Origin of the sequence: Parapusillimonas granuli (assembly GCF_013416525.1) — a bacterium.
GTDB lineage: Bacteria > Pseudomonadota > Gammaproteobacteria > Burkholderiales > Burkholderiaceae_B > Parapusillimonas > Parapusillimonas granuli.
Window position 1 is genome coordinate 51393 of sequence record NZ_JACCEM010000013.1, and the last position, 22271, is coordinate 73663.

The following is a 22271-nucleotide window of genomic DNA, read 5'->3' on the forward strand; positions in this document are numbered from 1 at the left end:
CCTGGCTATGGCGCAGGATCAGATACATCGTTGGCGAGCTCCGCCGATTGCACGGCCGCGGCCTGCAAGCTCTGGCGGAGGCGGTCTATGGCGCTGGCCGTGCCCTCGAGCAGGCCTTTGCGCACGGCGTCGCGCGCGCGCTGCAGCGCATAGCCGAAGGCATAGGCGTCGGCCGAGCCGTGGCTTTTTATGACGATCCCGCGCAGGCCCAGCAAGGCGGCGCCGTTGTAGCGCCGGTTGTCGACCCGGTCGCGAAAGCGGTCGAGCACCGGCTTGGCCAGCACGCCGGCCGCCATCGAGAGCGCGTCGCGGGTGAATTCGGCCCGCATCATGGCGGCGACCATCTTGGCCAGGCCTTCGATGGACTTGAGCACGACGTTGCCGACGAAACCATCGCAGACGACGACGTCGACGGTGCCCTTGCAGATGTCGTCGCCTTCGACGTTGCCGTAGAAGTTCAAGCCGCTGCTGCGCAGCAGTTCGGCCGCCTGCTTGACGACCTCGTTGCCCTTGATGACTTCCTCGCCGATGTTGAGCAGGCCTATCGTGGGCCTTTCGTGGCGATCGACGGTGGAGGCCAGGGCCGAACCCATGATGGCGAATTGCAGCAAGTGCTCGGCCGTGCAGTCCACATTGGCGCCCAGGTCCAGCATGGTGGTCGCGCCGCCCTTCTGGTTGGGAATGGAAGTGGCGATGGCCGGGCGGTCGATGCCGTCCAGCGTCTTGAGCACATAGCGCGAAATGGCCATCCAGGCGCCCGTGTTGCCCGCCGAGACACAGGCGTCGGCGCGCCCGTCCTTGACGGCCTGCGCGGCGACGCGCATGGACGAGTCTTTCTTGCGGCGCAGGGCGATCTCGACCGAGTCGTCCATGGTGACGACTTCGGATGCCGGCAGGATCTCGTACCATTGCCTGCCCAGATCCGCCAGGCCCTTGAGCGCGGCTTCGATCGCGGCGGCGTTGCCGGCGAGGAGAAGGCGCGTATCGGGATTTTGCTTCGCAAACTGGTGGGCAGCGGGAACGGTGACCGGCAGGCCGATGTCACCGCCCATGCAATCGATGGCGATTCGGATTTCTGGCTTCGACATCAAGCGCGCAATCTGTGGCGTTTTATGGCGAGATCGCTGAACGAGGCCTATTCGTCGTTCTTGGTCTTGATCACTTTGCGGCCACGGTAAACGCCGTTGGGGCTGATGTGGTGGCGCAGGTGCAATTCACCGGTGGTGGGTTCTACAGCCGTGGGAGGCGCGGCAAGGAAATCGTGCGAACGATGCATACCGCGTTTAGACGGGCTCTTTTTGTTTTGCTGAACGGCCATGATGACTCCTGAAAACGGGTCGCTATTGTAAGCGATAGCCCCGCAAGTTAAGTGCGTTAAATCAATTTTTCTTGAGCTGGCTCAATACCGAGAACGGCGAGGGCCGGCCCGTGTCGCCGTCGGCATCCAGGGCCGCCGGCAACGAAGGACAAACATCGTGCTTGGGCACGTACGGCAAGGCAAGAATGATCTCGTCTTCGACGAGTCCCAGGACGTCGAAACGCTGGGAGCCCAGAATGCGCTCGGGCGCATCGTCGTCGTCGAGCCCGCCTTCGGGGTCGAGGTCGGCTTCCGACGCCACGAGCTGCAAGCGGTTGTCGACCCTGACCGGGAAAACAAAGGGCTGCATGCAGCGCTGGCACAAGAGCACCGGCTTCGCGTCGACCTCCACACGCAAGAAGCGCTGGCCATGGGCATCGGTTTCGCCGCGCACCGACCAGGCCACATCGGATTCGCCCTGCGCGGGCAAATCGGCAACGAGCCGCTCAAAGCGCGCAATCCCCGCCCGGCCAGAGACCTCGCGGCCATGGCTGGCAAGCGCATAGGTGTCTACGCAAACCTGGCGCCCTGCTTGCTGCTCCGCCTGACGCCCTGCCTGGTGCTCCGCACCGCGCAGCTTCCCATCCGTATTGCGCTCATCGCCCTGGTTCATAAAGCCACACCGCTCGCTTTCAAGCACAAAGAAAACATTAGATAATACTGTGTTTCAGCAACCACAGTCAAACAAGAATAGGCCAATTTCGCTCATGCGTCTTATCCTAGCCTCAAGTTCGCGCTACCGCAAAGCCATGCTCGAACGGCTCGGCATTCCATTCGCCAGCATCTCGCCCGACGCCGATGAATCCCCCCTGCCCGGCGAGACGCCGTCGCAGCTCGCCCAGCGCCTTTCGATGGCGAAAGCGCAGGCCGTTCTGGCCGCCCACCCCGGCGCCGTCGTCATCGGCTCGGACCAGGTCGCCACCCTGGGCGGCTCGCCCATCGGCAAGCCCGGTAATTTCGAACGCGCAAAAAAACAGCTGGAAGCGCTCAGCGGCCGGACGGTGGAATTCCATAGCGCGCTGTGCGTGACGGACGGCAAGCGCTACGAGATCGACGACGTCGTCACGCGCTGCCGCTTCCGCAGCCTGTCCACCAGCGAGATCATAGCCTATCTGGAAAAAGAACAGCCCTACGACACGGCCGGCAGCGCCAAGGCCGAGGGCCTGGGCATTGCCCTGATGGACAGCATGGAGTCCAATGACCCCACCGCCATCATCGGCCTGCCCCTGATCGCCCTGTGCCGCATGCTGCGCGCCTTCGGGCTGGATCCGCTCGGCGCCGCCGGGGCGCCGCACACCTCATTGGAACAATCTTGAAATCAACCGGAACACTGCATTTGATCCCCGTCGGGCTGGGCGACGCGCCCCCGGCCGCGTGGCTGCCGGCCGCCGTGCAGGAACTGGCCGGGCGCATCCCCACCTATATCGCCGAGAACGCCAAGACGGCGCGCGCCTTCCTGAAGCAGGTCGGCACGCTGCGGCCCCTACAGGAAATCACCATCCACACGCTGGACGGCAAGACCGACGCGCGGCAGATGCGCGCCTGGCTGCAGCCCCTGCTTTCGGGGGGCGACATCGGGCTGGTCTCGGAAGCGGGCTGCCCGGCCGTCGCCGACCCCGGCGCGCGCGTGGTCGCCGAGGCGCACGACATGGGCATACGAGTCGCGCCCTGGGTGGGGCCGTCTTCCATATTGCTCAGCCTGATGGCCAGCGGCCTGGACGGCCAGCGCTTCGCCTTCCATGGCTATGCGCCGGTGAATGCGTCCGAGCGGGCCGCCCAGCTCAAGACCTGGGAAGCCTTGTCGCTCAAGCATCAACAGACGCAAATCCTGATCGAAACCCCTTACCGCAACGAGGCCATGTTCCAGGCCCTGCTGCAGTCGCTCAAGGGCAACACGCGGCTGTGCGTCGCCCGGGCGCTGACCACGCCCGACGAATGGATCGCCAGCCACGCCGTCAGCCGCTGGAAGACCCTGCCCGCGCCGGATCTTTCAAAGAAGCCGGCCATTTTTCTTTTCCTCGCCGGCCGCTAGCGGGCTGTTGACGCTAAAAGGGGGGCGGCATGAACATGAACGGTCCTGGACGCCAAGGCGCGAAGCGCGGCCCGGCCCGCCCCGCCCTGCTGCGGGCCCTGGCCGCCGCGCTGCCGCTGGCGGTGGCCGGCTGCGCGGGCTACGATCCGGGCAAGCTGGACATAGACCGCAGCATACAGGCCAAGAGCCAGAGCAGCCGGGTGGATTTCATCGTGCTGCATTACACGTCCACCGACAACGAAGCCTCGCTCAGGATTCTTTCCGAAGGCAATGTCAGCAGCCACTATCTAATCACCGACCATCCACGCCCCCGCGTCTACCAGCTCGTCGACGAGAACCGGCGCGCATGGCATGCCGGCGTCAGTTCCTGGTATGGGCGCGCCGGCGTGAACAGCGCGTCGATCGGGGTGGAAATCGTCAATGCGGGCAAGCGCGACGACGGCTGGGCGCCCTACTCGCCCAGGCAGGTCGCGGTCCTGGCCACCCTGCTGCGGGACATCATCGCCCGCCATCGGATCAAGCCGCACAATATCGTGGGCCATAGCGACGTCGCGCCCCAGCGCAAGATCGATCCGGGCCCGCTGTTTCCATGGAAGCAGCTTGCCGAGCAGGGGATAGGCCGCTGGTACGATGAGGAATCGGCGCGGCGGTACGAGCTGGACTTCGAGGCCCAGGGCCTGCCGGACGCCGCCTGGGTGCAGGAGCAGCTGGGCCGCGTGGGCTACGAGGCGCCGCGCAGCGGCGTGCTGGATCCGGCCACGCGCAATGTGCTGGCGGCGTTTCAGATGCGGTATCGCCCGGAACGCCACGATGGCGAGCCGGACGCGCGGACTCTGGGAATTTTGAAAGCGCTGCCTTAAGGCTTGCGCCGGACCGCCACGAACACCCGCAACGCCAGCAGAACCGCCAGGATGGCTCCGTAGGCGTATGGCTCCGCGAAATCGTTCTTCCCGGCGCGCACCAGCCAGAAATGCCAGACGGACAAGGCGGCGATTGCGTACACGCTGCGGTGCAGCCTTTGCCAATGGCGCCCCAGCCGGCGTATCCAGCCTTGCGTGGAAGTCAGCGCGAGCGCCAGCATCGGAATGAAGGCGACCGTGCCCACCAGAATGAACGTGCGCTGGCCGATATCTTGCCACATCGACGCCACGGACCAGCCCCTTTCCCAGAACGCCCAGCCGAGCACGTGCAAGACCGTGTAGAAGAACGCGAACAGGCCCAGCATGCGCCGCAGGCGCACCAGGGCGGGCTGCCCGATCAGGCGGCGCAGCGGCGTCACCGCCAGGGTGAGCCCCAGGGCGACCAACGCCCATATCCCCGTGGAGCGGATCAGGAATTCCGGAGGATTGGCGGTCAGTCCGCCGGTGGCGGCCAGCCAGAACCACCGGTAGACCGGATACAAGGCCAGCAGGAACAGCAGCGGCTTGAAACGCGCGACTTGCCTGGCTTGCCAGTGGGCGGCGCTCGGCATGGCGGTCCCGGCGTTCTTGGTCCTGGCGTTCTTCACCGATCGGCCAACATCAATAATAGCGGCTCAGGTCCATGCCTTGATACAGCGCGGCGACTTGCTCGCCGTAGCCGTTGAACATGAGGGTCTCCACCCGCGGAGCGAGAAAGCTGGTGCCGATGCGGCGTTCGGTGGCCTGGCTCCAGCGGGGGTGGTCGACCTCGGGATTGACGTTGGCGAAGAAACCGTATTCATTGGGCGCGGCCTTGACCCAGCTGGTTTGCGGCGCCTCTTCGAGTAGCCGTATCCGCACGATGGATTTCCCCGACTTGAAGCCGTATTTCCAGGGAATCGCGACCCTCAGGGGCGCGCCGTTCTGGTTGGGCAGCACCTTCCCATAGACGCCGAAGACCAGCATGGTCAGGGGGTGCATGGCCTCGTCGATGCGCAGGCCTTCGACGTAGGGCCAGTCCAGGATGCGACTTCTGAGGCCGGGCATGCTCTCGGGCTGGGTCGCCGTGGTGAATTCGACGAATTTGGCCTTGCTGGTGGGCTGGACGCGGTTCAGCAGCACCGACAGGGAGTAGCCCGTCCAGGGGATGACCATGGACCAGGCTTCCACGCAGCGCAGGCGGTAGATGCGCTCTTCCATGGGGGCGAGCTTGAGCAGGTCGTCGATGTCGAAGCTGCGCGGCTTGGCGACCTCGCCTTCGACCGCGACGGTCCAGGGCCGGGTCTGGAAGCGCCCCGAGCGATCGCGCGGGTCGGCCTTGCCGGTGCCGAATTCATAGAAATTGTTATAGCCGGTGACGTCGGTTTCGGGCGTGGGCTTTTCGCTCAGCCAGTATTGCGGGTTGGGCGTGGCCGGCAGGGCCGGCTTTTCCTGTGTGGCCGCCCGGGGCAGGCCGGGCACCGAGGCGGCCCCGAGGGCGACCGCGCCCATGCCCATCTGCCGCAGCCACTCGCGCCGCGACCGCCATACGGACTCGGGCGTGATTTCGGACGGCGCAATGCGCGGTATGTGGATCCTGGCCATGGCATCGGGCTCCTGGAGATAAGGTTCGACGGAGCCGGGCCCCACGCAGGGGCTGGCCCCTGTTTGATTTTATACCCGTTTTTTAGACCCGTTCGAGCAGCCAGGACTGCATCTCGCGGACGCTCGACACCATGACGGTGGGCTCCGCCTTCAGCAGGATGCTCTTCTGATGGGCGCCATAGGTGACCGCCATGCTGTCCACGCCGGCCGCCGCGGCCATCTGGACGTCGTGCGAGGTGTCCCCCACCATCAGCACGCGATGCGGCTCCAGGTCGAGCTCGTCCATGAGCTCCAGCAGCATGCCCGGATGCGGCTTGCTGAATGATTCGTCGGCGCAGCGCGTAGCATGAAAATAGCCGCCCAGCTGCAGATTGCCCAGTGCCCGGTCCAGGCCCACCCGGCTCTTGCCGGTCGCCACGCCCAGGGTGACGTCGCGCGCCTGCAGCGCGCCCAGCAGGTCCAGGATGCCGTCGAACAGCTTCAGGTGGGGATCCCGCCGCAAGAAATGGAAGCGATAGCGTTCTAGGAACAAGGGGAGCTGCTCGGCGGTCAGCGTGGGCACGCAGCGGTACAGCGCGCTTTCCAGCGACAGGCCTATCACCCAGCTGGCCTCGTCGGCGGGGGGCACGGGCAGCCCGACGTCGGCGCAGGCCCCTTGTATCGCCTCGACGATGGAATGGGTGGAATCCATGACGGTGCCGTCCCAGTCGAAAATGACCGCTTTGTAACGCTTCACGGGTGTTGCTCCAGGTAATCGAGTATTTTCAGGCATGCGGGGGGCAGCGGCGCCGTCAGGCACAGGGGTTCGCCGGTCAGGGGATGCGAAAGCTCCAGCCGGCAGGCATGCAGAAACATGCGCTCCAGGCCCAGCCGCGCGAAATGCGCCCGGACTTCATCGGAACCGTATTTGTCGTCGCCCACGATGGGATGGCCGCCGGCCGCCAGGTGCACGCGGATCTGGTGGGTGCGCCCGGTGCGCAATTCCGCCCCCAGCAGGCTGTAGCGCCCATAGCGCTTTTGCAGGGTGATGATGGTGTGGGCGGGCTTGCCCTGCGCGTCCACCTTGACGCGCCGTTCTCCGCTTGCGGTCAACCACTTCAGCAAAGGCAGGCGGATGTGCTGCCTGTCGTTCACCCAGTCGCCCACGACCAGGGCCTGGTAATGCTTGCGCCCGCCGCCTTCGCGCATCATGTCGTGCAGCGCCGTCAGCGCCTTGCGCCGTTTGGCGAGGATGAGCAGGCCGGAGGTTTCGCGGTCCAGCCGGTGGGCCAGTTCGAGAAAAGGCTCGTGGGGGCGCGCGGCGCGCAATTGCTCGATGACGCCGAACGACACCCCGCTGCCGCCGTGCACCGCCACGCCCGCCGGCTTGTCGATGACCAGCATGGCGTCGTCTTCGTAGACGACGGGAAAGGCGGCCGGCGGAACGCGGCGCGGTGCATCGGACCGGGGCAGCCGGATCGGGGGGATGCGGACGGCGTCGCCCGCCTCGATGCGGTAGTCGGCCGCGATGCGGCCCTTGTTGACGCGCACCTCGCCGTTGCGGATGGCCTTGTATATATGGCTTTTGGGCACGCCCTTGCACAGCCGCAGCAGGAAATTGTCGATGCGCTGCCCGGCCTCTTCGGGGTCGATCCGGACCAGGCGGACGCTAGGCGGGGCATCTTGGGCAATAACTGTTTTGCGCATAGGGAAAAGCAGAATATAATCGCGTCAGCCTATAGAAGCTGAAAAACCGCCTGACGTAGAGATGCAAGGGTGCGTCTCCGTTGGACGAACAAAGGCCATATTGTACCGCCTGGGTTTCAGCTTCTGGGTCATTAGGTCGCCGGGGCAAGCCCGATACGCCGATGGTGGTGTGGCGAACAGCCCGCTATTCGAGGTATCACCTGCCAACCGCGTGCGACGCTGAATCTCTTGCAAAGCTTGTCATCGTTCTTATGCACCAGCCGCGGCTCAAAAACGCGTCTGCCGTTCCCAGCAATTTATTTTCGTCAACAACACGATAGTGAACCTGACCTCCCTGCTGACTGAACCGCGCACCCACCGGTGCGCCGTGCCTGCTCGACACAAGGTGGGCAATGCCTGACATCGTCAGCCATCCCTCCTACGCAGATTTAGCGCCACACACCGAGTGACCCGCGGTCGTGCGCCGATCAACGGTGCGCCATGACTACGGAGAAACACGCTCATGAAACGAATGCTGTTCAATGCAACGCATCAAGAAGAACTACGCGTTGCGATTGTCGATGGCCAGAAGCTCATCGACCTCGACATCGAAACCGCCGGGCGCGAACAGCGCAAAGGCAACATCTACAAAGGGGTCATCACCCGCATCGAACCCGGCCTCGAGGCCTGCTTCGTCAGCTACGGCGAAGAACGCCACGGCTTCCTGCCCTTCAAGGAAATCGCCCGCAGCTACTTCAAGGAAGGCGTCGACGTGCGCACAGCGCGCATCCAGGACGCCCTGACCGAAGGCCAGGAGCTCATCATCCAGGTCGAGAAGGAAGAGCGCGGCAACAAGGGCGCCGCTCTGACCACCTTCATCTCGCTGGCCGGGCGCTACCTGGTCCTGATGCCCAACAACCCCAGGGGCGGCGGCGTCTCGCGCCGGGTCGAAGGCGAGGACCGCCAGGAACTGCGCGACACCATGGACCAGCTGGACGTCCCCTCCGGCATGAGCATCATCGCCCGCACCGCGGGCATAGGCCGCAGCGTCGAAGAGCTCCAATGGGACCTGTCCTATCTGCTGCAGCTCTGGAACGCCATCGATGTCGCGGCGCGTGAAAACAAGGCTCCCATCCTCATCTATCTGGAATCGAGCCTGGTCATCCGCGCCATACGCGATTACTACTCGCCCGAGATCGGCGAGATCCTCATCGATACCGACGACATCTACGACCAGGCCACCGCCTTCATGAGCGTGGTCATGCCGGACAACGTCCAGCGCGTCAAAATGTACCGCGACGACATCCCGCTGTTCTCGCGCTTCCAGATCGAACACCAGATCGAAACCGCCTATTCGCGCACCGTCCAGCTGCCGTCGGGTGGCTCGGTGGTCATCGACCACACCGAGGCGCTGGTGGCGATCGACGTCAACTCCGCAAGGTCCACCCGTGGCGCCGACATCGAAGAAACGGCGATGCGCACCAACCTCGAGGCGGCGGACGAAGTGGCGCGCCAGCTGCGCCTGCGCGACCTCGGCGGCCTGATCGTCATCGACTTCATCGACATGGAAGACAGCAAGAACCAGCGCGCGGTCGAACAGCGCCTGCGCGACGCCTTGCACTTCGACCGCGCCCGCGTGCAAATGGGCAAGATTTCCCGCTTCGGGCTCATGGAACTGTCGCGCCAGCGGCTGCGCCCCGCCCTGAACGAAGGCTCGCACATCACCTGCCCGCGTTGCAACGGCACCGGCGTGGTCCGCGACGCGGAATCCAGCGCCCTGCACGTGCTGCGGCTGCTGCAGGAAGAGGCCATGAAGGAAGGCACCGCCGCCCTGCATGCCCAGGTGCCCGTCGACGTGGCGACTTTCCTGCTGAATGAAAAACGCACCGACATCACCAAGATCGAGTCCAGGCTCAAAGTCAATCTGGTCCTGATTCCCAACAAGAATCTGGAAACGCCGCACCACCACATCGAACGGCTGCGCCACGACGATCCCCGCCTGGAGGAAATCAAGACCAGCTTCGAGCTCGTCACGCAGCCTGAAGACAAGGTGGTCTGGGAACCCAACAAGGCGCTGGAAGCCAAGTCCCGCCCCGAGGCGCTGGTCAAGGGCATCACGCCTTCGCAGCCGGCTCCCGTGTCCGCCCCCAGCGCACCGGCGGCCGCGCCCGCCGCGCCGCAAAGCGTGGGCCTGTTCAAGCGCCTGGTCAACTGGCTGACCGGCGGCGGCGAGCAAGCCGAAGCGCCGGCCGTTGCCGAGCCCGCCGGCAAGGCGGCGCAGGGCACGCGCGGCAAGGGCGGCCGTACCCAGGAACAGCGCCGGGAACGCAGCCACGGCGAGCGCGGTCGCTCGCGCCGCGGCGAACGCCGCCCGGACGCCGCCATCGCCGGCGCCAAGTCGGAAGAGCAGCAAGCGCCGGTTCAAAAACCCCGCCGCCATGTCCAGCCGGACGCCCCCGCGGCGGCCGTCGATGCGCCTCGCCAGGCGCCGCAGCAGCCCGCGACGGGCTTTGCCGCCGAAGCCGCGGAGGCCGCCGAAGGCGCCGGCCGTGGCCGCAGCCGGCGCGGCCGGGGTCGCAGCCGCCGCGAAGAAACCCAGTCCGAAGCGATGGAAACCGAAACCGTGGCCACGGCCCTGCCGGTCGCCGCCGCTGCGGTCCCGGTCGCCGAAACCCTGGTCCAGGCCGATACGGACGTCGCCGAAGAAGCGGCGATGGCCGAATCGGATTCCTTCAGCGAAACCCTTGCGGACGGCGATCAGCAGGAAACCGAACGCAAGCGCCGCCGTCGCCGCAGCCGCCGCAGCCGCAAGCCCTCCGAGGTCGGCGCGGAAGGCGTCAGCCAGGCCGATGAAAACGGTCAGGCCGACGAGCAGCTTCCCTTCGTCGCGCACGAAACGCCTGTTTTCGACCCCGAAGCCGTGCCGGCCGCGGACGTCCAGCCCGCCGACGCGGGCGCGCAAGAGCCGTCCGCGTCCATCGCCGCGGCACAGGCGGCCGATGCGGGCGACAGCCGGGCCGAAGCCGATGCCGGCCGGTCCGTAGCCCTCGCGCCGTCGGCTCCCACGGAAGCCGCCGATGCGCAAGCTGCCGCGGGCGCGGTTGAAGAAGCACCGGCGGCCGTGTCGGAGCGGACTGACGGCGTACCGGCGGCCGGCGCACCGGCGGTCGCGGAAGCGGCCGCCGAGGACGCGACTGCCGCCGAGCAGGCCGCGGCTGAAGAAGCCTCCGCCGAACAGCCTGCTGAAGAGGCCGCCGCCGGCCAGGCTGCCATCGAGCCCGTTGCCGCCGACGCGGCGGTTGCCGAGCCGGCCGTTGCTGAAACGGCGCCGGCGCAAGCTGGCGGGCAAGAACCGGCCGAGGCCACGCCGGCAGCCGAAGCTTCCGCCGCGGCGGAAGCGCCGGCTGCGCAAGCGAAGGGTGTTCCTGCGGAGCAAGTGGCGGCAGCCGAACCGGCTCAGGCCGCGAAGGTCGCCGAAAGCGCCGGCCAGTCGCCTATCGCCCTGAACGGCGCGGCGCCGGCCGGAGCCGGACTGGACGACATCCTGCAGGCCGCCGGCATGCAGCTCATCGAAACGAAGCCGACGTCCATCGCCGCTCCGGCGCCCGCTCCGGCGGCACGCCTGGGCCGGCCGCGCAAGCCCGTGGCCAAGGTCGCCAACGAGTCCCTGCAGCAAGTGGAAACCCACTGACCTCGCCCCGCCGCCCGCCCGCCGTGTCGTAGCGCGGGCGGATAAAAAAAGCCTTGCCTCTGGAAAGCGGCAAGGCTTTTTTACGAGCTGGTTTGGTGAGATCGACGACTAGAACCCCGAATGGACTGAAGCCGATTTCAAGAAAGCGGTTCGCCTAGGAGGCCCGAGCGGCCCCCGCAAGGAATTTCAGTTCTTCGCCACCACATCGCCAGGCTGGCGAGTGAGGATGGCCATCAGGTGAGCCAGTTCGTTGCGCATCTCGCGGCGATCGATCACCATGTCTATCGCCCCCTTCTGCAACAGGAACTCCGCGCGCTGAAAGCCCTCGGGCAGTTTCTCGCGCACCGTCTGCTCGATGACGCGCGGGCCCGCAAAGCCGATGAGCGCCTTGGGCTCCGCGATCACCACGTCGCCCATGAAGGCGAAGCTGGCGGACACGCCGCCCATGGTCGGGTCCGTGAGCACACTGATGAAAGGAAGGCCCGCCGCCGACAGGCGCGTCAGCATCGCGTTGGTCTTCGCCATCTGCATCAGCGACAGCACGCTTTCCTGCATGCGGGCGCCGCCGGAGGCGGCGACGCAAATAAAGGGCGTGCGGTTCTTGATGGCTTCCTGCACGCCGCGGGCAAAGCGCTCGCCCACCACCGAGCCCATGGAGCCGCCCATGAACTCGAACTCGAAGCACGCCAGCACGGTCGGCACCGCGAGAATGCGGCCGCTCATGACGACCAGGGCTTCGCTTTCCCCCGTCTGCTTGACCGCTTCGGACACCCGATCGGGATACTTGCGCGTATCGCGGAACTTCAAAGGATCCATGGGGCGGGTTTCCTGCCCGATCTCGACCCGGCCGTCGGCGTCCAGCAAGGCGTCTATGCGGGCCCGCGAGCCTATGCGCATGTGGTGGCTGCACTTGGGGCACACATTGAGCGTTGCCTTCAGGTCTTCCTTGTACAGCACGGACTCGCAGGACGGGCACTTGACCCACACCCCTTCGGGGACCCGCCTGCCGCCCTCACCGCTGCGGTTGATGCGCGGTGGAAGTATTTTGTCGATCCAACTCATGTTCTTTTCCGATGTGAGCCCCGCTTACGGAGCCATAGGGTTCTGGTTTTGTCGCCGCTCGACTGCCGCTCCGCGCCGGCCGGCGGCGCGGGCTTGTGTTCAACCGCCGGAAGGCAGGGCCCGCCGGATTCCGGCCAGCCAGCTTTCGGCCGCTTCGATGGCCGCGGCGTCGGTTTCCGCCGGAGAGGCGCCGCGCCCGCCGGCTTCCGCGACGGCGGCTTCCATGGTTTCTATCAGTTTGCTGCCGATGACGACGGCATCGGCGCAGGCCGACAAGCGCTTGGCGCTGTCGGCGTCGCGGATGCCGAAGCCCACGCCGACCGGAATCGACACATGGCGGCGGATTTCGGCCAGGCGGGCCGCGACGTCGTCGGTGTCCAGGTGGCCGGCGCCCGTCACGCCTTTCAGCGATACATAATAGACATAGCCGCGCGCCAGCTGCCCGATCTTGCGCATGCGCTCCTGGGTGGAGGTCGGCGCCAGCAGGAAGATGGGATCGATTTTCGCCTGGCCCAGCAGCGCCGCGAATTCCTCGACTTCCTCGGGCGGATAATCCACCACGAGCACGCCGTCGACGCCCGCCTGCCGCGCCTGCTCGGCAAAGGCGGCGGGCCCCATGCGTTCGATGGGGTTGGCATAGCCCATCAGCACGACCGGCGTATTCTGGTCCTGCAGGCGGAATTCGGCGACCATGTCCAGGACCTGGCGCAGCCCCACGCCCCGGCGTATGGCGCGTTCGCCCGCGCGCTGGATGACGGGGCCGTCGGCCATGGGGTCGGAAAAAGGCACGCCGAGCTCGATGACGTCGGCGCCGGCGCGCACCAGGGCGTGCATCAGCCGGGGAGTGGCCTGGATGGAGGGATCGCCCGCGGTGATATATGGAATCAGCGCCGTGCGCCCTTTTCTGTTGGCAAAGCTCGCGAGCAAGCGCTCGTTGGAGGAATTCATCATGTAACCCCGCTTCCTACAGGCTGATGCCGCTGAAATCGGCCACGGTGTGCATGTCTTTGTCGCCCCGCCCGGACAGGCAGACAAGAATGATTTTGTCCTTGGGCAGCGTGGGCGCGAGCTTCTGCGCATAGGCGATGGCGTGCGCGGACTCGAGCGCGGGCATGATGCCTTCGGTGCGGCAGCAGGCATGGAAGGCGGCCAGCGCCTCGCTGTCGTCTATGCATTCGTAGCGCGCGCGGCCGGAATCCTTCAGCCATGCGTGCTCGGGACCCACGCCGGGGTAGTCCAGGCCCGCGGAGATGGAATGGGTTTCGATGATCTGGCCGTTTTCGTCTTGTATGACGTAGGTGCGGTTGCCGTGCAGCACGCCGACCACGCCCGCATTGAGCGAGGCCGCATGCTTGCCGCTGGCCAGCCCCTGCCCCGCGGCCTCGATGCCGATCAGGTTCACTTCTTCGTGCTCGATATAGGGGTGGAAGATGCCCATGGCGTTCGAGCCGCCGCCCACCGAGGCCACCACGTAGTCGGGCTGGCGGCCGGTTTCGGCCGGCATCTGCTCGAGGCATTCCTGGCCGATGACGGACTGGAAGTCGCGGACCATCATGGGATATGGGTGCGGGCCGGCCACGGTGCCGATGATGTAGAAGGTGTTTTCGACGTTGGTGACCCAGTCGCGCATGGCTTCGTTCAAGGCGTCCTTGAGCGTGCGGGAGCCGGAATCCACCGGCACCACGGTGGCGCCCAGCAGCTTCATGCGATACACATTGGACGCCTGGCGGCGGACGTCTTCGCTGCCCATGTAGACCACGCATTCCAGCCCGTAGCGCGCGGCCACGGTCGCCGTGGCGACGCCGTGCTGCCCGGCGCCGGTCTCGGCGATGATGCGCGGCTTGCCCATGCGGCGGGCCAGCAGGATCTGGCCTATGCAGTTGTTGATCTTGTGCGCGCCCGTGTGGTTGAGGTCTTCGCGCTTGAACCAGATTTGCGCTCCGCCCAGTTCTTCCGACCATCGACGAGCATGGTAGACCGGGCTGGGGCGCCCGACGAAATGCTTGAGCTCGTAGGCGAATTCCCTTTGGAATTCGGGGTCGTTGCGGTACTTGTCGTAGGCAAGGCGCAGCTCGTCCAGGGCATGGACCAGGGTTTCGGCGACGAATGAGCCGCCATACTGGCCGAAGTGCCCGTTCTGGTCAGGCAAAGTATAGGATTTCAAAACATTGCTCTCTGGTTGTGCGACATGGCCGGCCCGCCGCGGCGGGCCGGCCATTCCGTAAACGGCCATTTTAGCAGCCCGGCGCGGGTATTCGGCAGCGGCCCGCCCGCGCCGTGGAAATCGCCGGGCCGCCCGGGCATCCATCGGCGGCTCGCCGACGCCCAGGGCCGGCCGACGCCCGGGCCCTTCAGTGGCGCGCCGCCGTCACCCCCGACAATTCGTTCAGCGCGGCGAGCGCCTTGCCGATCTGCTCGCCGCTCTTGACCTCGATGGTGAACACCATGTGGGCCAGCGAGCGCCGGCTGTGCGTATTGACGCTCACCACGTTCAGGCGCAGCTTGGCAAAGACCTCGGACAGGTCCCGCAGCAGATTGGGGCGTTCCGGCGCATGGATGCTGATGTCGACGGGATACACCGCATCGCCCGTGTTGCCCCAGTCCACGTCGATCAGGCGCTCGGGGTTGCGGGCGGCCAGCGCGGCATAGGCGCTGCAGTCGCGGCGGTGGATGGACACCCCGCGGCCGCGCGTCACGAAGCCCACGATGGAGTCGGGCGGCGCCGGGCGGCAGCAGCGCGCCAGCTGGGTCATGAGCGAATCCACGCCCACCACCAGCACGCCGCTCTTGCCGGTGCGCGCGACGCTGTCGTCGCGGCTGCCGTAGATGCGGGCCTCGGCGGACTCCGCCCCGGGCTCGGCTTCCGCCGCGCGGCTTTTGCCGCCCATCAGCAGGTAGTCGATCTGGCGCAGGCTGAACTCTTCCTTGGCCACCGCGACGTACAGGTCGTCGGCGCAGGCGAAGTCGAGCTGCTGGGCCATCTGTTCCAGGTTGACGGCGGTCTTGCCCAGGCGCTGCAGTTCTTTCTCGACCATGGCCTGGCCCTGGGAAATGCGCTGCTGCAGCTCGATGGCGTTGAACCAGGCCCTGACCTTGGCGCGCGAGCGCGGGCTGGCCAGGAAGCCCAGCTGGGGATTGAGCCAATCGCGCGAGGGTCCGCCCGACTTGGCCGCGATGATCTCCACCGTCTGGCCCGTGGCGAGCTTGGTCAGCAGCGGCACCATCTGGCCGTCGACCCGCGCGCCGCGGCAGCGATGGCCCAGGTCGGTGTGCAGGTAATAGGCGAAATCGACGGGCGTCGCGCCGGCCGGCAGCTCGATGACCCGGGCCTGGGGCGTCATGACGTAGATGCGCTCGCCGGCGGGGTTTTTTTCCGGGCCGTTCGGCGCCTTGGATGGATCGGCTTCGTCCTTGTCCCAGGCGAGCAGCTGCCGCATCCAGGCGATCTTCTGGTCGTAGCCGCCCGAAGCCGCCACCTGGCCGCCGCGCGGGCCGGCTTCCTTGTAGCGCCAATGGGCCGCCATGCCGTATTCGGCGAACTCGTGCATTTCATGGGTGCGTATCTGGATCTCGAACGTCCTGCCCTGGGCGTCGGCCACGACGGTGTGCAGCGAGCGGTAGCCGTTGGGCTTGGGCCGCGAGATGTAGTCGTCGAATTCGTCGGAGACCGGCGTCCACATGGAATGCACCAGCGCCAGGACGGCATAGCACGCGCGCTCGTCGTCGACGATGACCCGCAAGGCGCGCAAATCGTACAGCTGGCTGAACGCCAGGTTCTTGTTGCGCATCTTGTTCCAGATGCTGTAGATGTGCTTGGGCCTGCCGCTCACGTCGGCGGATATGCGCGCCTCTTTCAGGGCGGTGCGCAGCCTTTCGAGCGTTTCGCCGATGAAGGCCTCGCGCTCGACGCGCTTTTCCTCGAGCTGGCGGGCGATGGTCTTGTAGGTGTCGGGCTCCATGAAGCGGAAGGCCAGGTCTTCCATTTCCCATTTGATCTGCCAGATGCCCAGCCGGTTGGCGAGCGGCGTGTAGAGCTCCATGGTTTCCCGGGCGAAGCTTTTCGGGCAGGGCGTCTTGGACGCGGCATGCCAGCGCAGGGATTGCAGGCGCGACGCGAGGCGCAGCAGCACGATGCGCAGGTCGGCGGCCATGGCCAGCAGCATCTTGCGCTGCATTTCCTTTTGGTCCGTGCCCGCCGTGGCTTGGTCGGTTGCCTGCCCCGCCAGGTGGCCCAGGCGCAGCAGCGCGCGCGTGCCCTGGACCAGGGACATGACTTCCGGCCCGAAGCGCTTGAACAGCGGGTCGTCGCGCTCGTTGCGGCTGCTGTCGGGCCGCAGGACGGTCAGCAGCGCGCTGGCGCGCGCCTGGGCGTCGGTGCCGAGCTCGGCCAGGATGAGCACCACCGCCGCGCTGTGCTGCGCCAGCGGTTCGCCCGTGGTGGCCAGGATGCCGGTGGCGTGCTCGCCGGCCCAGTCGGCGGCGTCGCGCAGCAGCCGGCGGCCGTTTTCGTCCAGGTCGGCGCAGGCGCGTTCGAACCATTGCGCGTCGAACGGCGATTTTTCGGGATCCGGTGGAACAATCGTAGCCATGGCGGAAAACTTACAGACAACGGAAACATGCGGACTTCGCCGCGCCCCTATACTACCGTTTATACAGGCCACGCGATACAGCGACCACCATGGACCCACAGCCCCGAAAGACCCTGCTCATCGTATGGCATTCGCGCACCGGCGCGGCGAAACAGCTGGCCGACGCCGCCGTCGCCGGCGCGCAGGCGGCCGCCCGCGAACTCCAGGCGCAAGACGGGCTGGACGTCATGCTCCGGCATGCCGACCAGGCCCAGGCCGGCGACCTGCTCGGCGCGGACGCCATGCTGTTCTGCGGCCCTGAAAACCTGGCCGGCCTGAGCGGCGCCATGAAGGAATTCTTCGACCGCAACTACTATGCCGTCCTGGACCGCCTGAACGGACGGCCCTACGGGCTGCTGGTCAGCGCCGGCAGCGACGGCAGCGGCGCCGTGCGCCAGGCGGAAAGAATCTGCGCCGGATGGCGCCTGCGGCCCGTGGCGCCCGCGCACATCGCCAATACCGCGGCGCAGACGCCCGAAGCCATCCTGGCGCCGAAATCCATCGGCGAACCCGACCGGCAGGCGGCCGCGAACATGGGCGGCCTGCTGGCCGCCCTGCTGCTGTGACGGCGGCGCAGGCCCTTAGCGCAGGGCCGCGGTGACGACGATTTCGACCTTGTAGTCGGGATTGGCGAGCCGCGCTTCGACGGTGGCCCGGGGCGGCGCGTTGCCCGGCGCGACCCAGGCGTCCCAGGCTTTGTTCATGCCGTCGAATTCCTTCATGTTGGCGATGAAGATCTGGGCCATCAGGATGCGGGACTTGTCGGTGCCCGCCGTGGCGAGCAGGCGGTCTATCGTGGCCAGCACCTGCGCGGTCTGGCCTTGTATGTCAAGCGATGCATCGTCGGGGACCTGGCCCGCCAGATAGGCGACGCCATTGTAGATGGCCATGTCCGACAGGCGTTTTTCAACGTTGACGCGTTCCACTTCGCTCATGAGAAGACTCCAAAAACAAGCAAATATAGCAGACCTCAGGCCGGAGGCAACTGGAAGACCTGACGCAGGTAGGCCAGGTAGGCCGGATCGTCGCACATGGTCTTTTCGGGGGCGTCCGATACTTTCGCGACCGGCTGGCCGTTGCAGCGGACCATCTTCATCACGATCTGCAGGGGCTCGTGGCCCAGGTCGTTGGTGAGATTGGTGCCGATGCCGAAGGAAATCTTGCAGCGCCCCGCGAAATGCTTGGCAAGCTCGATGGCGCGCGGGATGGTCAGGGCGTCGGAGAACACCAGGATCTTGGTGCGCGGGTCGGTGCGGTTGCGGGCATAGTGCTCCAGCAGGCGCTCGCCCCATACGAAGGGGTCGCCGGAATCATGGCGCGCCCCGTCGAACAGCTTGCAGAAATACATGTCGAAGTCGCGCAGGAAGGCGTCCATGCCGTAGACGTCGGACAGCGCGATGCCCAGGTCGCCGCGGTATTCCTTGGCCCAGACCTCCAGCGCAAACACCTGCGAATCGCGCAGGCGCGGCCCGAGCGCCTGGCAGGCCTGCAGGTATTCGTGCGCCATGGTGCCCAGCGGGGTGACGTTGTGCTTCATGGCCAGCTCCACGTTGCTGGTGCCGGCGAAATGGACGCCCATCTGGTTCTTCATGGTGGTCACGACCTCATCGTGCCAGACCTTCGAAAAGCGCCGGCGCGTGCCGTATTCCGCGACGCGGAAGTCCGCCAGCGCGGGGTCGTCGATGACCAGGCGCATTTTTTCCTGGAGCCGCTTGCGGCCTTCTTCCCAGCCCGGCTCGCGGCAGACGTTGCGGAAATACACTTCGTTCACGATCGCCAGCACGGGAATCTCGAACAATATGGTGTGCAGCCACGGCCCCTTCACGCTGATGTCGATTTCGCCCGGCACCTTGCTTTCGGTGATGCTGATGCATTTTTCGGGAAGGTGGAACAGCCCCAGGAAATCGACGAAATCGCTTTTGATGAAGCGCAGCGAGCGCAGGTACTGGAGCTCGGGCTCGGTGAAGCGCAGCTGGCACAGCTGGTGCACTTCCTCGCGGATTTCGTCCAGGTAGGCCGCCAGGTTGATGTTGGGCGTGCGGCACTTGTAGCGGTATTCGACCTGCGCGGCGGGGAAATGGTGCAGCACCACCTGCATCATGGTGAACTTGTACAGGTCGGTGTCGAGTAATGAAGTAATTATCATGGGGTCGGGCGAAAGTTTTGCTTACCATAGCACAGGGCGACCGCCCTGCCTCCTATGCAGACGACATCATAGTGGCAAAGACCTGCTTTGCCGACAGGTCAATCCCGGCTCGCCCGCGGTTATTGGGTAAAATCAAGGCCATCTGATGTTGGAGCTTTTGACATGACACACGTTGTCACCGAAAACTGTATCAAGTGCAAGTTCACCGACTGCGTCGACGTCTGTCCGGTGGACTGCTTCCGGGAAGGTCCCAATTTCCTGGTGATCGATCCGGACGAATGCATCGACTGCGCCGTCTGTGTGCCGGAATGCCCCGCCAATGCCATTTTCGCGGAAGAAGACGTCCCCCAGGACCAGGTCCAGTACATCGCCCTGAATGCGGAACTCACTCCCGAGTTCGGCCCCATCAACCGCTCCAAGCCGCCACTGCCCGACGCCGACGACTGGAACGGGGTGCCCGACAAGCTCAAGTATCTCGAAAAATAACAATAAAACAACACAATCGGCAGCTCTGCCCCAGGAAGCGTGCAAATTCCTGGTTAGCTCTTATTGGTAATCCGCCGCAATTGTGATTAGCTTATAACCATGCTCACAAAAATAATACCTTTATAAGGCCGTACCCCCCATGCTGTATGATTTGCACGAACTCAAACGGGCTTTCCTGACTCCTTTGGCGGCGTTCACCAGCTCAGGCAGCCAGCTTTTCTCCCACCCCTACAGCCCTTTCAGCTATACGCCGGTGTCCCGGCAGATGGCGGCAACCTACGAACTGGTCCATCGCCTGGGCAAGGACTACGAAAAGCCCGCCTGGGGGCTGGAAAGCGCCGAACGCGACGGCTGCGCAATCGCCATCCGCAAGGAAATCGCGCTGAGCAAGCCTTTTTGCAACCTGATCCGCTTCCAGCGCGACGGCGCGGCCGGCCTGGAACAGGATCCCCGCGTGCTGCTGGTCGCGCCGCTGTCGGGCCACCATGCCACGCTGCTGCGCGACACCGTCCGCGCCCTGCTGCCCCACCACGACGTCTACGTGACCGACTGGCTGGACGCCCGCATGGTGCCCCTGGACGCCGGGCCGTTCCACCTGAACGACTACGTGCGCTACGTGCAGGACTTCCTGCGCCACCTGGGCCCGCAAACCCATGTCATTGCCGTGTGCCAGCCCACCGTGCCCGTGCTGGCGGCGGTGTCGCTCATGGCTTCGAACGACGACCCCTGTCAGCCGCTCAGCATGATCATGATGGGCGGCCCCATCGACACCCGGCAATCGCCCACCCAGGTCAACCGCCTTGCCACCACCAAGTCCTACAACTGGTTCGAGAACAACCTGATCCACCGCGTGCCCGCCCGCTATCCGGGCGCCGGCCGGCACGTCTACCCCGGTTTCCTGCAGCACACCGGCTTCATGGCCATGAACCCCGACCGGCACCTGCGCTCGCACTACGATTTCTACATGGACCTGCTCAAGGGCAGCGACCACGACGCCGAAGCCCACCGGCGCTTCTACGACGAATACAACGCCGTGCTGGACATGCCGGCCGAGTTCTACCTGGACACCATCAAGGTCGTCTTCCAGGAACACCAGCTGCCCCTGGGCAGCTGGGTCATCGACGGCCGGAAAGTCGATCCCTCGGCTATCCGGCGCACCGCGCTGCTGACCATCGAGGGCGAACTCGACGACATTTCCGGCCAGGGCCAAACGCAGGCGGCGCAAACGCTGTGCAGCGGCATACCCGCCGAGCGCAAGCTGCACTACACCGCCATGGGCTGCGGCCACTACGGCATTTTTTCCGGCCGGCGCTGGCGCAACATCATCTGTCCTAAAATAGCGCAATTCATACGCGACATGGCGTAGCAGCACTACGCCGCGGTGCATTCCAGGGGCCCGCGCGGCCCCTTTTTCACTCATGCCAGCCTCCACACTCATCGAGCGCATCGACGCCGCGCTGCCCCAGACCCAATGCACCAAGTGCGGCTACGACGGCTGCCTGCCCTACGCGCGCGCACTGGCGACGGAAGGGGAAGCCGTCAACCGCTGCCCGCCCGGGGGCCAGGCGGGCGTGCGCCTGCTTGCCGAGATCCTGCAAACGCCCGAGCTTCCCCTGGACCCGGAGTGCGGGGAGCATCTGCCGCTGCGCGTCGCCGTCATCGACGAAGCCCACTGCATAGGCTGCACGCTCTGCATACAGGCCTGTCCGGTGGACGCCATCGTGGGCGCGAACAAGCTCATGCACACCGTGCTGGCGGACCGCTGCACCGGCTGCGACCTGTGTGTGGCGCCATGTCCGGTGGACTGCATCGACATGGTTCCCGCGGGCCGCGACTGGACGCCCGACGACGCCGCCCGCGCCCGCGAACACCACCAGGGGCGCCAGCAGCGGCTGAGCGGCCGGCACCATGAATCCTTGGCGCCGGCGGCGCGGACGCTGGCCAACAAAGCCCCCGTGGCCATGGGCATGGACGCCGACCCGGCGCTGAAACACAAAATCATTGCCGACGCGCTGGCCAAGGCCCGCGCGCGGCGCGGTAAACATGAACCAAGCCAAGCGAACTGAAATCTTCACCCGGCTGCGCGCCGCCAATCCCAAGCCGACGACCGAGCTCGAATACGCCAGCACCTTCCAGCTGCTGATCGCCGTCATTCTTTCGGCGCAGGCGACCGACCGCTCCGTCAACCTGGCCACGCGCAAGTTCTTTCCGGAGCACGGCACGCCGCAAGGGCTGCTGGCGCTCGGCGAGGAAGGGCTGGGCGAATACATAAAAACCATCGGCCTCTACAGGACCAAGGCGAAGAACGTGATCAACACCTGCCGCATCCTGATCGAACGGCACGGCGGGCAGGTGCCCGAAGACCGCGAGGCGCTGGAAGCCTTGCCCGGCGTGGGCCGCAAGACGGCGAACGTGGTGCTCAACACGGCTTTCGGGCACCCCACGATCGCCGTCGACACGCATATCTTCCGGGTGGCCAACCGCACCGGCATCGCCCCCGGGAAGACCGTGATCGAAGTCGAGAGAAAGCTGGAGAAAGTCGTCCCGAAGGAATTCCTGCACGACGCCCACCACTGGCTGATCCTGCACGGGCGCTATGTCTGCGTGGCGCGCACGCCCAAGTGCCCGCAATGCGGCATCGAAGACCTTTGCGAATACAAGCAGAAGACGCGTTAAGGGTTTTCCACATCCTATGTAAAACCCGCATGGTGTTTTGCTACG

Annotated in this window: 22 protein-coding genes; 9 read left to right on the top strand and 13 right to left on the bottom strand. The window is 65.8% G+C overall.

All coding sequences use genetic code 11. The features are described from left to right. Positions 1-5: 5 nt before the first annotated feature. The 3 genes from plsX to H0A72_RS19955 form a co-directional block, all read right to left on the bottom strand. Positions 6-1088 carry a phosphate acyltransferase PlsX gene (gene plsX, locus H0A72_RS19945; RefSeq protein ID WP_180158268.1) on the bottom strand — a complete coding sequence of 361 codons (1083 nt, stop codon included), beginning with the start codon at positions 1086-1088 and terminating at the stop codon, positions 6-8. A gap of 47 nt (positions 1089-1135) precedes the next feature. Continuing rightward, positions 1136-1318, bottom strand: coding sequence for a 50S ribosomal protein L32 (rpmF, locus tag H0A72_RS19950; protein ID WP_180158269.1), 183 nt, complete (start codon positions 1316-1318; stop codon positions 1136-1138). A 61-nt stretch (positions 1319-1379) separates the two neighbouring features. Next, on the bottom strand, positions 1380-1970 hold the full coding sequence (locus H0A72_RS19955; protein WP_180158270.1) for a YceD family protein: 591 nt from the start codon (positions 1968-1970) through the stop codon (positions 1380-1382). Positions 1971-2064: 94 nt separating this feature from the next. Between H0A72_RS19955 and H0A72_RS19960 the strand changes: the two genes are divergently transcribed. From H0A72_RS19960 to H0A72_RS19970, 3 genes are read left to right on the top strand one after another with little or no spacing between them, the layout of a single operon-like run. Beyond that, positions 2065-2673, top strand: a complete 609-nt coding sequence (locus H0A72_RS19960; RefSeq protein ID WP_180158271.1) for a Maf-like protein — start codon at positions 2065-2067, stop codon at positions 2671-2673. Beyond that, complete coding sequence (locus tag H0A72_RS19965; RefSeq protein ID WP_180158272.1) at positions 2670-3389, top strand: SAM-dependent methyltransferase; 720 nt, start codon at positions 2670-2672, stop codon at positions 3387-3389. Before H0A72_RS19960 ends, H0A72_RS19965 begins: the two co-directional genes overlap by 4 nt. 29 nt (positions 3390-3418) lie before the next feature. Continuing rightward, positions 3419-4249 (top strand): peptidoglycan recognition protein family protein, encoded by an 831-nt coding sequence (locus H0A72_RS19970; RefSeq protein ID WP_246437040.1) that lies wholly within the window; start codon positions 3419-3421, stop codon positions 4247-4249. On the opposite strand, the gene H0A72_RS19975 is transcribed toward H0A72_RS19970, so the two are convergent. The 4 genes from H0A72_RS19975 to H0A72_RS19990 all read right to left on the bottom strand — a co-directional run bounded on the left by H0A72_RS19975 (position 4246) and on the right by H0A72_RS19990 (position 7558). Beyond that, positions 4246-4860 (bottom strand): protein-methionine-sulfoxide reductase heme-binding subunit MsrQ, encoded by a 615-nt coding sequence (locus tag H0A72_RS19975; RefSeq protein ID WP_180158273.1) that lies wholly within the window; start codon positions 4858-4860, stop codon positions 4246-4248. The genes H0A72_RS19970 and H0A72_RS19975 overlap by 4 nt on opposite strands. Before the next feature lie 49 nt (positions 4861-4909). Then, positions 4910-5872: a protein-methionine-sulfoxide reductase catalytic subunit MsrP gene (gene msrP / locus H0A72_RS19980; RefSeq protein ID WP_180158274.1), complete on the bottom strand. Its 963-nt coding sequence runs from the start codon at positions 5870-5872 to the stop codon at positions 4910-4912. A gap of 82 nt (positions 5873-5954) precedes the next feature. Next, a complete protein-coding gene (locus H0A72_RS19985) occupies positions 5955-6608 on the bottom strand; it encodes an HAD-IA family hydrolase (protein ID WP_343060237.1) in 654 nt (217 codons plus the stop codon). Beyond that, on the bottom strand, positions 6605-7558 hold the full coding sequence (locus H0A72_RS19990; protein ID WP_180158276.1) for an RluA family pseudouridine synthase: 954 nt from the start codon (positions 7556-7558) through the stop codon (positions 6605-6607). Before H0A72_RS19990 ends, H0A72_RS19985 begins: the two co-directional genes overlap by 4 nt. Positions 7559-8060: 502 nt before the next feature. On the opposite strand from H0A72_RS19990, the gene H0A72_RS19995 reads away from it, so the two are divergent. Next, the gene (locus H0A72_RS19995; RefSeq protein ID WP_180158277.1) at positions 8061-11228 is read left to right on the top strand and encodes an Rne/Rng family ribonuclease; all 3168 of its coding nucleotides are present in this window, start codon (positions 8061-8063) and stop codon (positions 11226-11228) included. Positions 11229-11414: 186 nt separating this feature from the next. On the opposite strand, the gene accD is transcribed toward H0A72_RS19995, so the two are convergent. From accD to H0A72_RS20015, 4 genes are all read right to left on the bottom strand, one after another. Then, the gene (accD, locus tag H0A72_RS20000) at positions 11415-12290 is read right to left on the bottom strand and encodes an acetyl-CoA carboxylase, carboxyltransferase subunit beta (RefSeq protein ID WP_180158278.1); all 876 of its coding nucleotides are present in this window, start codon (positions 12288-12290) and stop codon (positions 11415-11417) included. Positions 12291-12389: 99 nt separating this feature from the next. After that, positions 12390-13238 (bottom strand): tryptophan synthase subunit alpha, encoded by an 849-nt coding sequence (trpA, locus tag H0A72_RS20005; protein ID WP_180158312.1) that lies wholly within the window; start codon positions 13236-13238, stop codon positions 12390-12392. Between the two features lie 16 nt (positions 13239-13254). After that, entirely contained in the window at positions 13255-14454 is a 1200-nt protein-coding gene (trpB, locus tag H0A72_RS20010) for a tryptophan synthase subunit beta (protein ID WP_180158279.1), read from the bottom strand. 187 nt (positions 14455-14641) lie between these two features. Next, a complete protein-coding gene (locus tag H0A72_RS20015; RefSeq protein ID WP_180158280.1) occupies positions 14642-16879 on the bottom strand; it encodes a RelA/SpoT family protein in 2238 nt (745 codons plus the stop codon). Between the two features lie 89 nt (positions 16880-16968). Here H0A72_RS20015 and H0A72_RS20020 point away from each other — a divergent pair, with 89 nt between their 5' ends. Beyond that, positions 16969-17484, top strand: coding sequence for an NAD(P)H-dependent oxidoreductase (locus H0A72_RS20020; RefSeq protein ID WP_180158281.1), 516 nt, complete (start codon positions 16969-16971; stop codon positions 17482-17484). 15 nt (positions 17485-17499) lie between these two features. On the opposite strand, the gene H0A72_RS20025 is transcribed toward H0A72_RS20020, so the two are convergent. Then, complete coding sequence (locus H0A72_RS20025; RefSeq protein ID WP_180158282.1) at positions 17500-17853, bottom strand: RidA family protein; 354 nt, start codon at positions 17851-17853, stop codon at positions 17500-17502. A 35-nt stretch (positions 17854-17888) separates the two neighbouring features. Beyond that, on the bottom strand, positions 17889-19064 hold the full coding sequence (pncB, locus tag H0A72_RS20030) for a nicotinate phosphoribosyltransferase (RefSeq protein ID WP_180158283.1): 1176 nt from the start codon (positions 19062-19064) through the stop codon (positions 17889-17891). A gap of 162 nt (positions 19065-19226) precedes the next feature. On the opposite strand from pncB, the gene fdxA reads away from it, so the two are divergent. The 4 genes from fdxA (at position 19227) to nth (ending at position 22226) form a co-directional block, all read left to right on the top strand. Beyond that, positions 19227-19550, top strand: coding sequence for a ferredoxin FdxA (gene fdxA, locus H0A72_RS20035; RefSeq protein WP_180158284.1), 324 nt, complete (start codon positions 19227-19229; stop codon positions 19548-19550). A 139-nt stretch (positions 19551-19689) separates the two neighbouring features. After that, entirely contained in the window at positions 19690-20916 is a 1227-nt protein-coding gene (locus H0A72_RS20040; protein ID WP_180158285.1) for a polyhydroxyalkanoate depolymerase, read from the top strand. A gap of 52 nt (positions 20917-20968) precedes the next feature. Beyond that, positions 20969-21616, top strand: a complete 648-nt coding sequence (locus H0A72_RS20045) for an electron transport complex subunit RsxB (protein ID WP_180158286.1) — start codon at positions 20969-20971, stop codon at positions 21614-21616. Beyond that, complete coding sequence (gene nth, locus H0A72_RS20050) at positions 21594-22226, top strand: endonuclease III (RefSeq protein WP_180158287.1); 633 nt, start codon at positions 21594-21596, stop codon at positions 22224-22226. The genes H0A72_RS20045 and nth overlap by 23 nt, the downstream gene beginning before the upstream one ends. The last annotated feature ends 45 nt before the right edge of the window (positions 22227-22271 follow it).

Coding starts and splice junctions, on each gene's coding strand:
- H0A72_RS20015 (WP_180158280.1), bottom strand. CDS start 16,879: ATGGCTACGATTGTTCCACCGGATCCCGAAAAATCGCCGTTCGACGCG.
- H0A72_RS19975 (WP_180158273.1), bottom strand. CDS start 4,860: ATGCCGAGCGCCGCCCACTGGCAAGCCAGGCAAGTCGCGCGTTTCAAG.
- accD (WP_180158278.1), bottom strand. CDS start 12,290: ATGAGTTGGATCGACAAAATACTTCCACCGCGCATCAACCGCAGCGGT.
- trpA (WP_180158312.1), bottom strand. CDS start 13,238: ATGAATTCCTCCAACGAGCGCTTGCTCGCGAGCTTTGCCAACAGAAAA.
- H0A72_RS19970 (WP_246437040.1), top strand. CDS start 3,419: ATGAACATGAACGGTCCTGGACGCCAAGGCGCGAAGCGCGGCCCGGCC.
- H0A72_RS20040 (WP_180158285.1), top strand. CDS start 19,690: ATGCTGTATGATTTGCACGAACTCAAACGGGCTTTCCTGACTCCTTTG.
- pncB (WP_180158283.1), bottom strand. CDS start 19,064: ATGATAATTACTTCATTACTCGACACCGACCTGTACAAGTTCACCATG.
- H0A72_RS19990 (WP_180158276.1), bottom strand. CDS start 7,558: ATGCGCAAAACAGTTATTGCCCAAGATGCCCCGCCTAGCGTCCGCCTG.
- nth (WP_180158287.1), top strand. CDS start 21,594: ATGAACCAAGCCAAGCGAACTGAAATCTTCACCCGGCTGCGCGCCGCC.
- fdxA (WP_180158284.1), top strand. CDS start 19,227: ATGACACACGTTGTCACCGAAAACTGTATCAAGTGCAAGTTCACCGAC.
- plsX (WP_180158268.1), bottom strand. CDS start 1,088: ATGTCGAAGCCAGAAATCCGAATCGCCATCGATTGCATGGGCGGTGAC.
- H0A72_RS20025 (WP_180158282.1), bottom strand. CDS start 17,853: ATGAGCGAAGTGGAACGCGTCAACGTTGAAAAACGCCTGTCGGACATG.
- H0A72_RS20045 (WP_180158286.1), top strand. CDS start 20,969: ATGCCAGCCTCCACACTCATCGAGCGCATCGACGCCGCGCTGCCCCAG.
- rpmF (WP_180158269.1), bottom strand. CDS start 1,318: ATGGCCGTTCAGCAAAACAAAAAGAGCCCGTCTAAACGCGGTATGCAT.
- H0A72_RS19955 (WP_180158270.1), bottom strand. CDS start 1,970: ATGAACCAGGGCGATGAGCGCAATACGGATGGGAAGCTGCGCGGTGCG.
- H0A72_RS20020 (WP_180158281.1), top strand. CDS start 16,969: ATGGACCCACAGCCCCGAAAGACCCTGCTCATCGTATGGCATTCGCGC.
- H0A72_RS19960 (WP_180158271.1), top strand. CDS start 2,065: ATGCGTCTTATCCTAGCCTCAAGTTCGCGCTACCGCAAAGCCATGCTC.
- H0A72_RS19995 (WP_180158277.1), top strand. CDS start 8,061: ATGAAACGAATGCTGTTCAATGCAACGCATCAAGAAGAACTACGCGTT.
- msrP (WP_180158274.1), bottom strand. CDS start 5,872: ATGGCCAGGATCCACATACCGCGCATTGCGCCGTCCGAAATCACGCCC.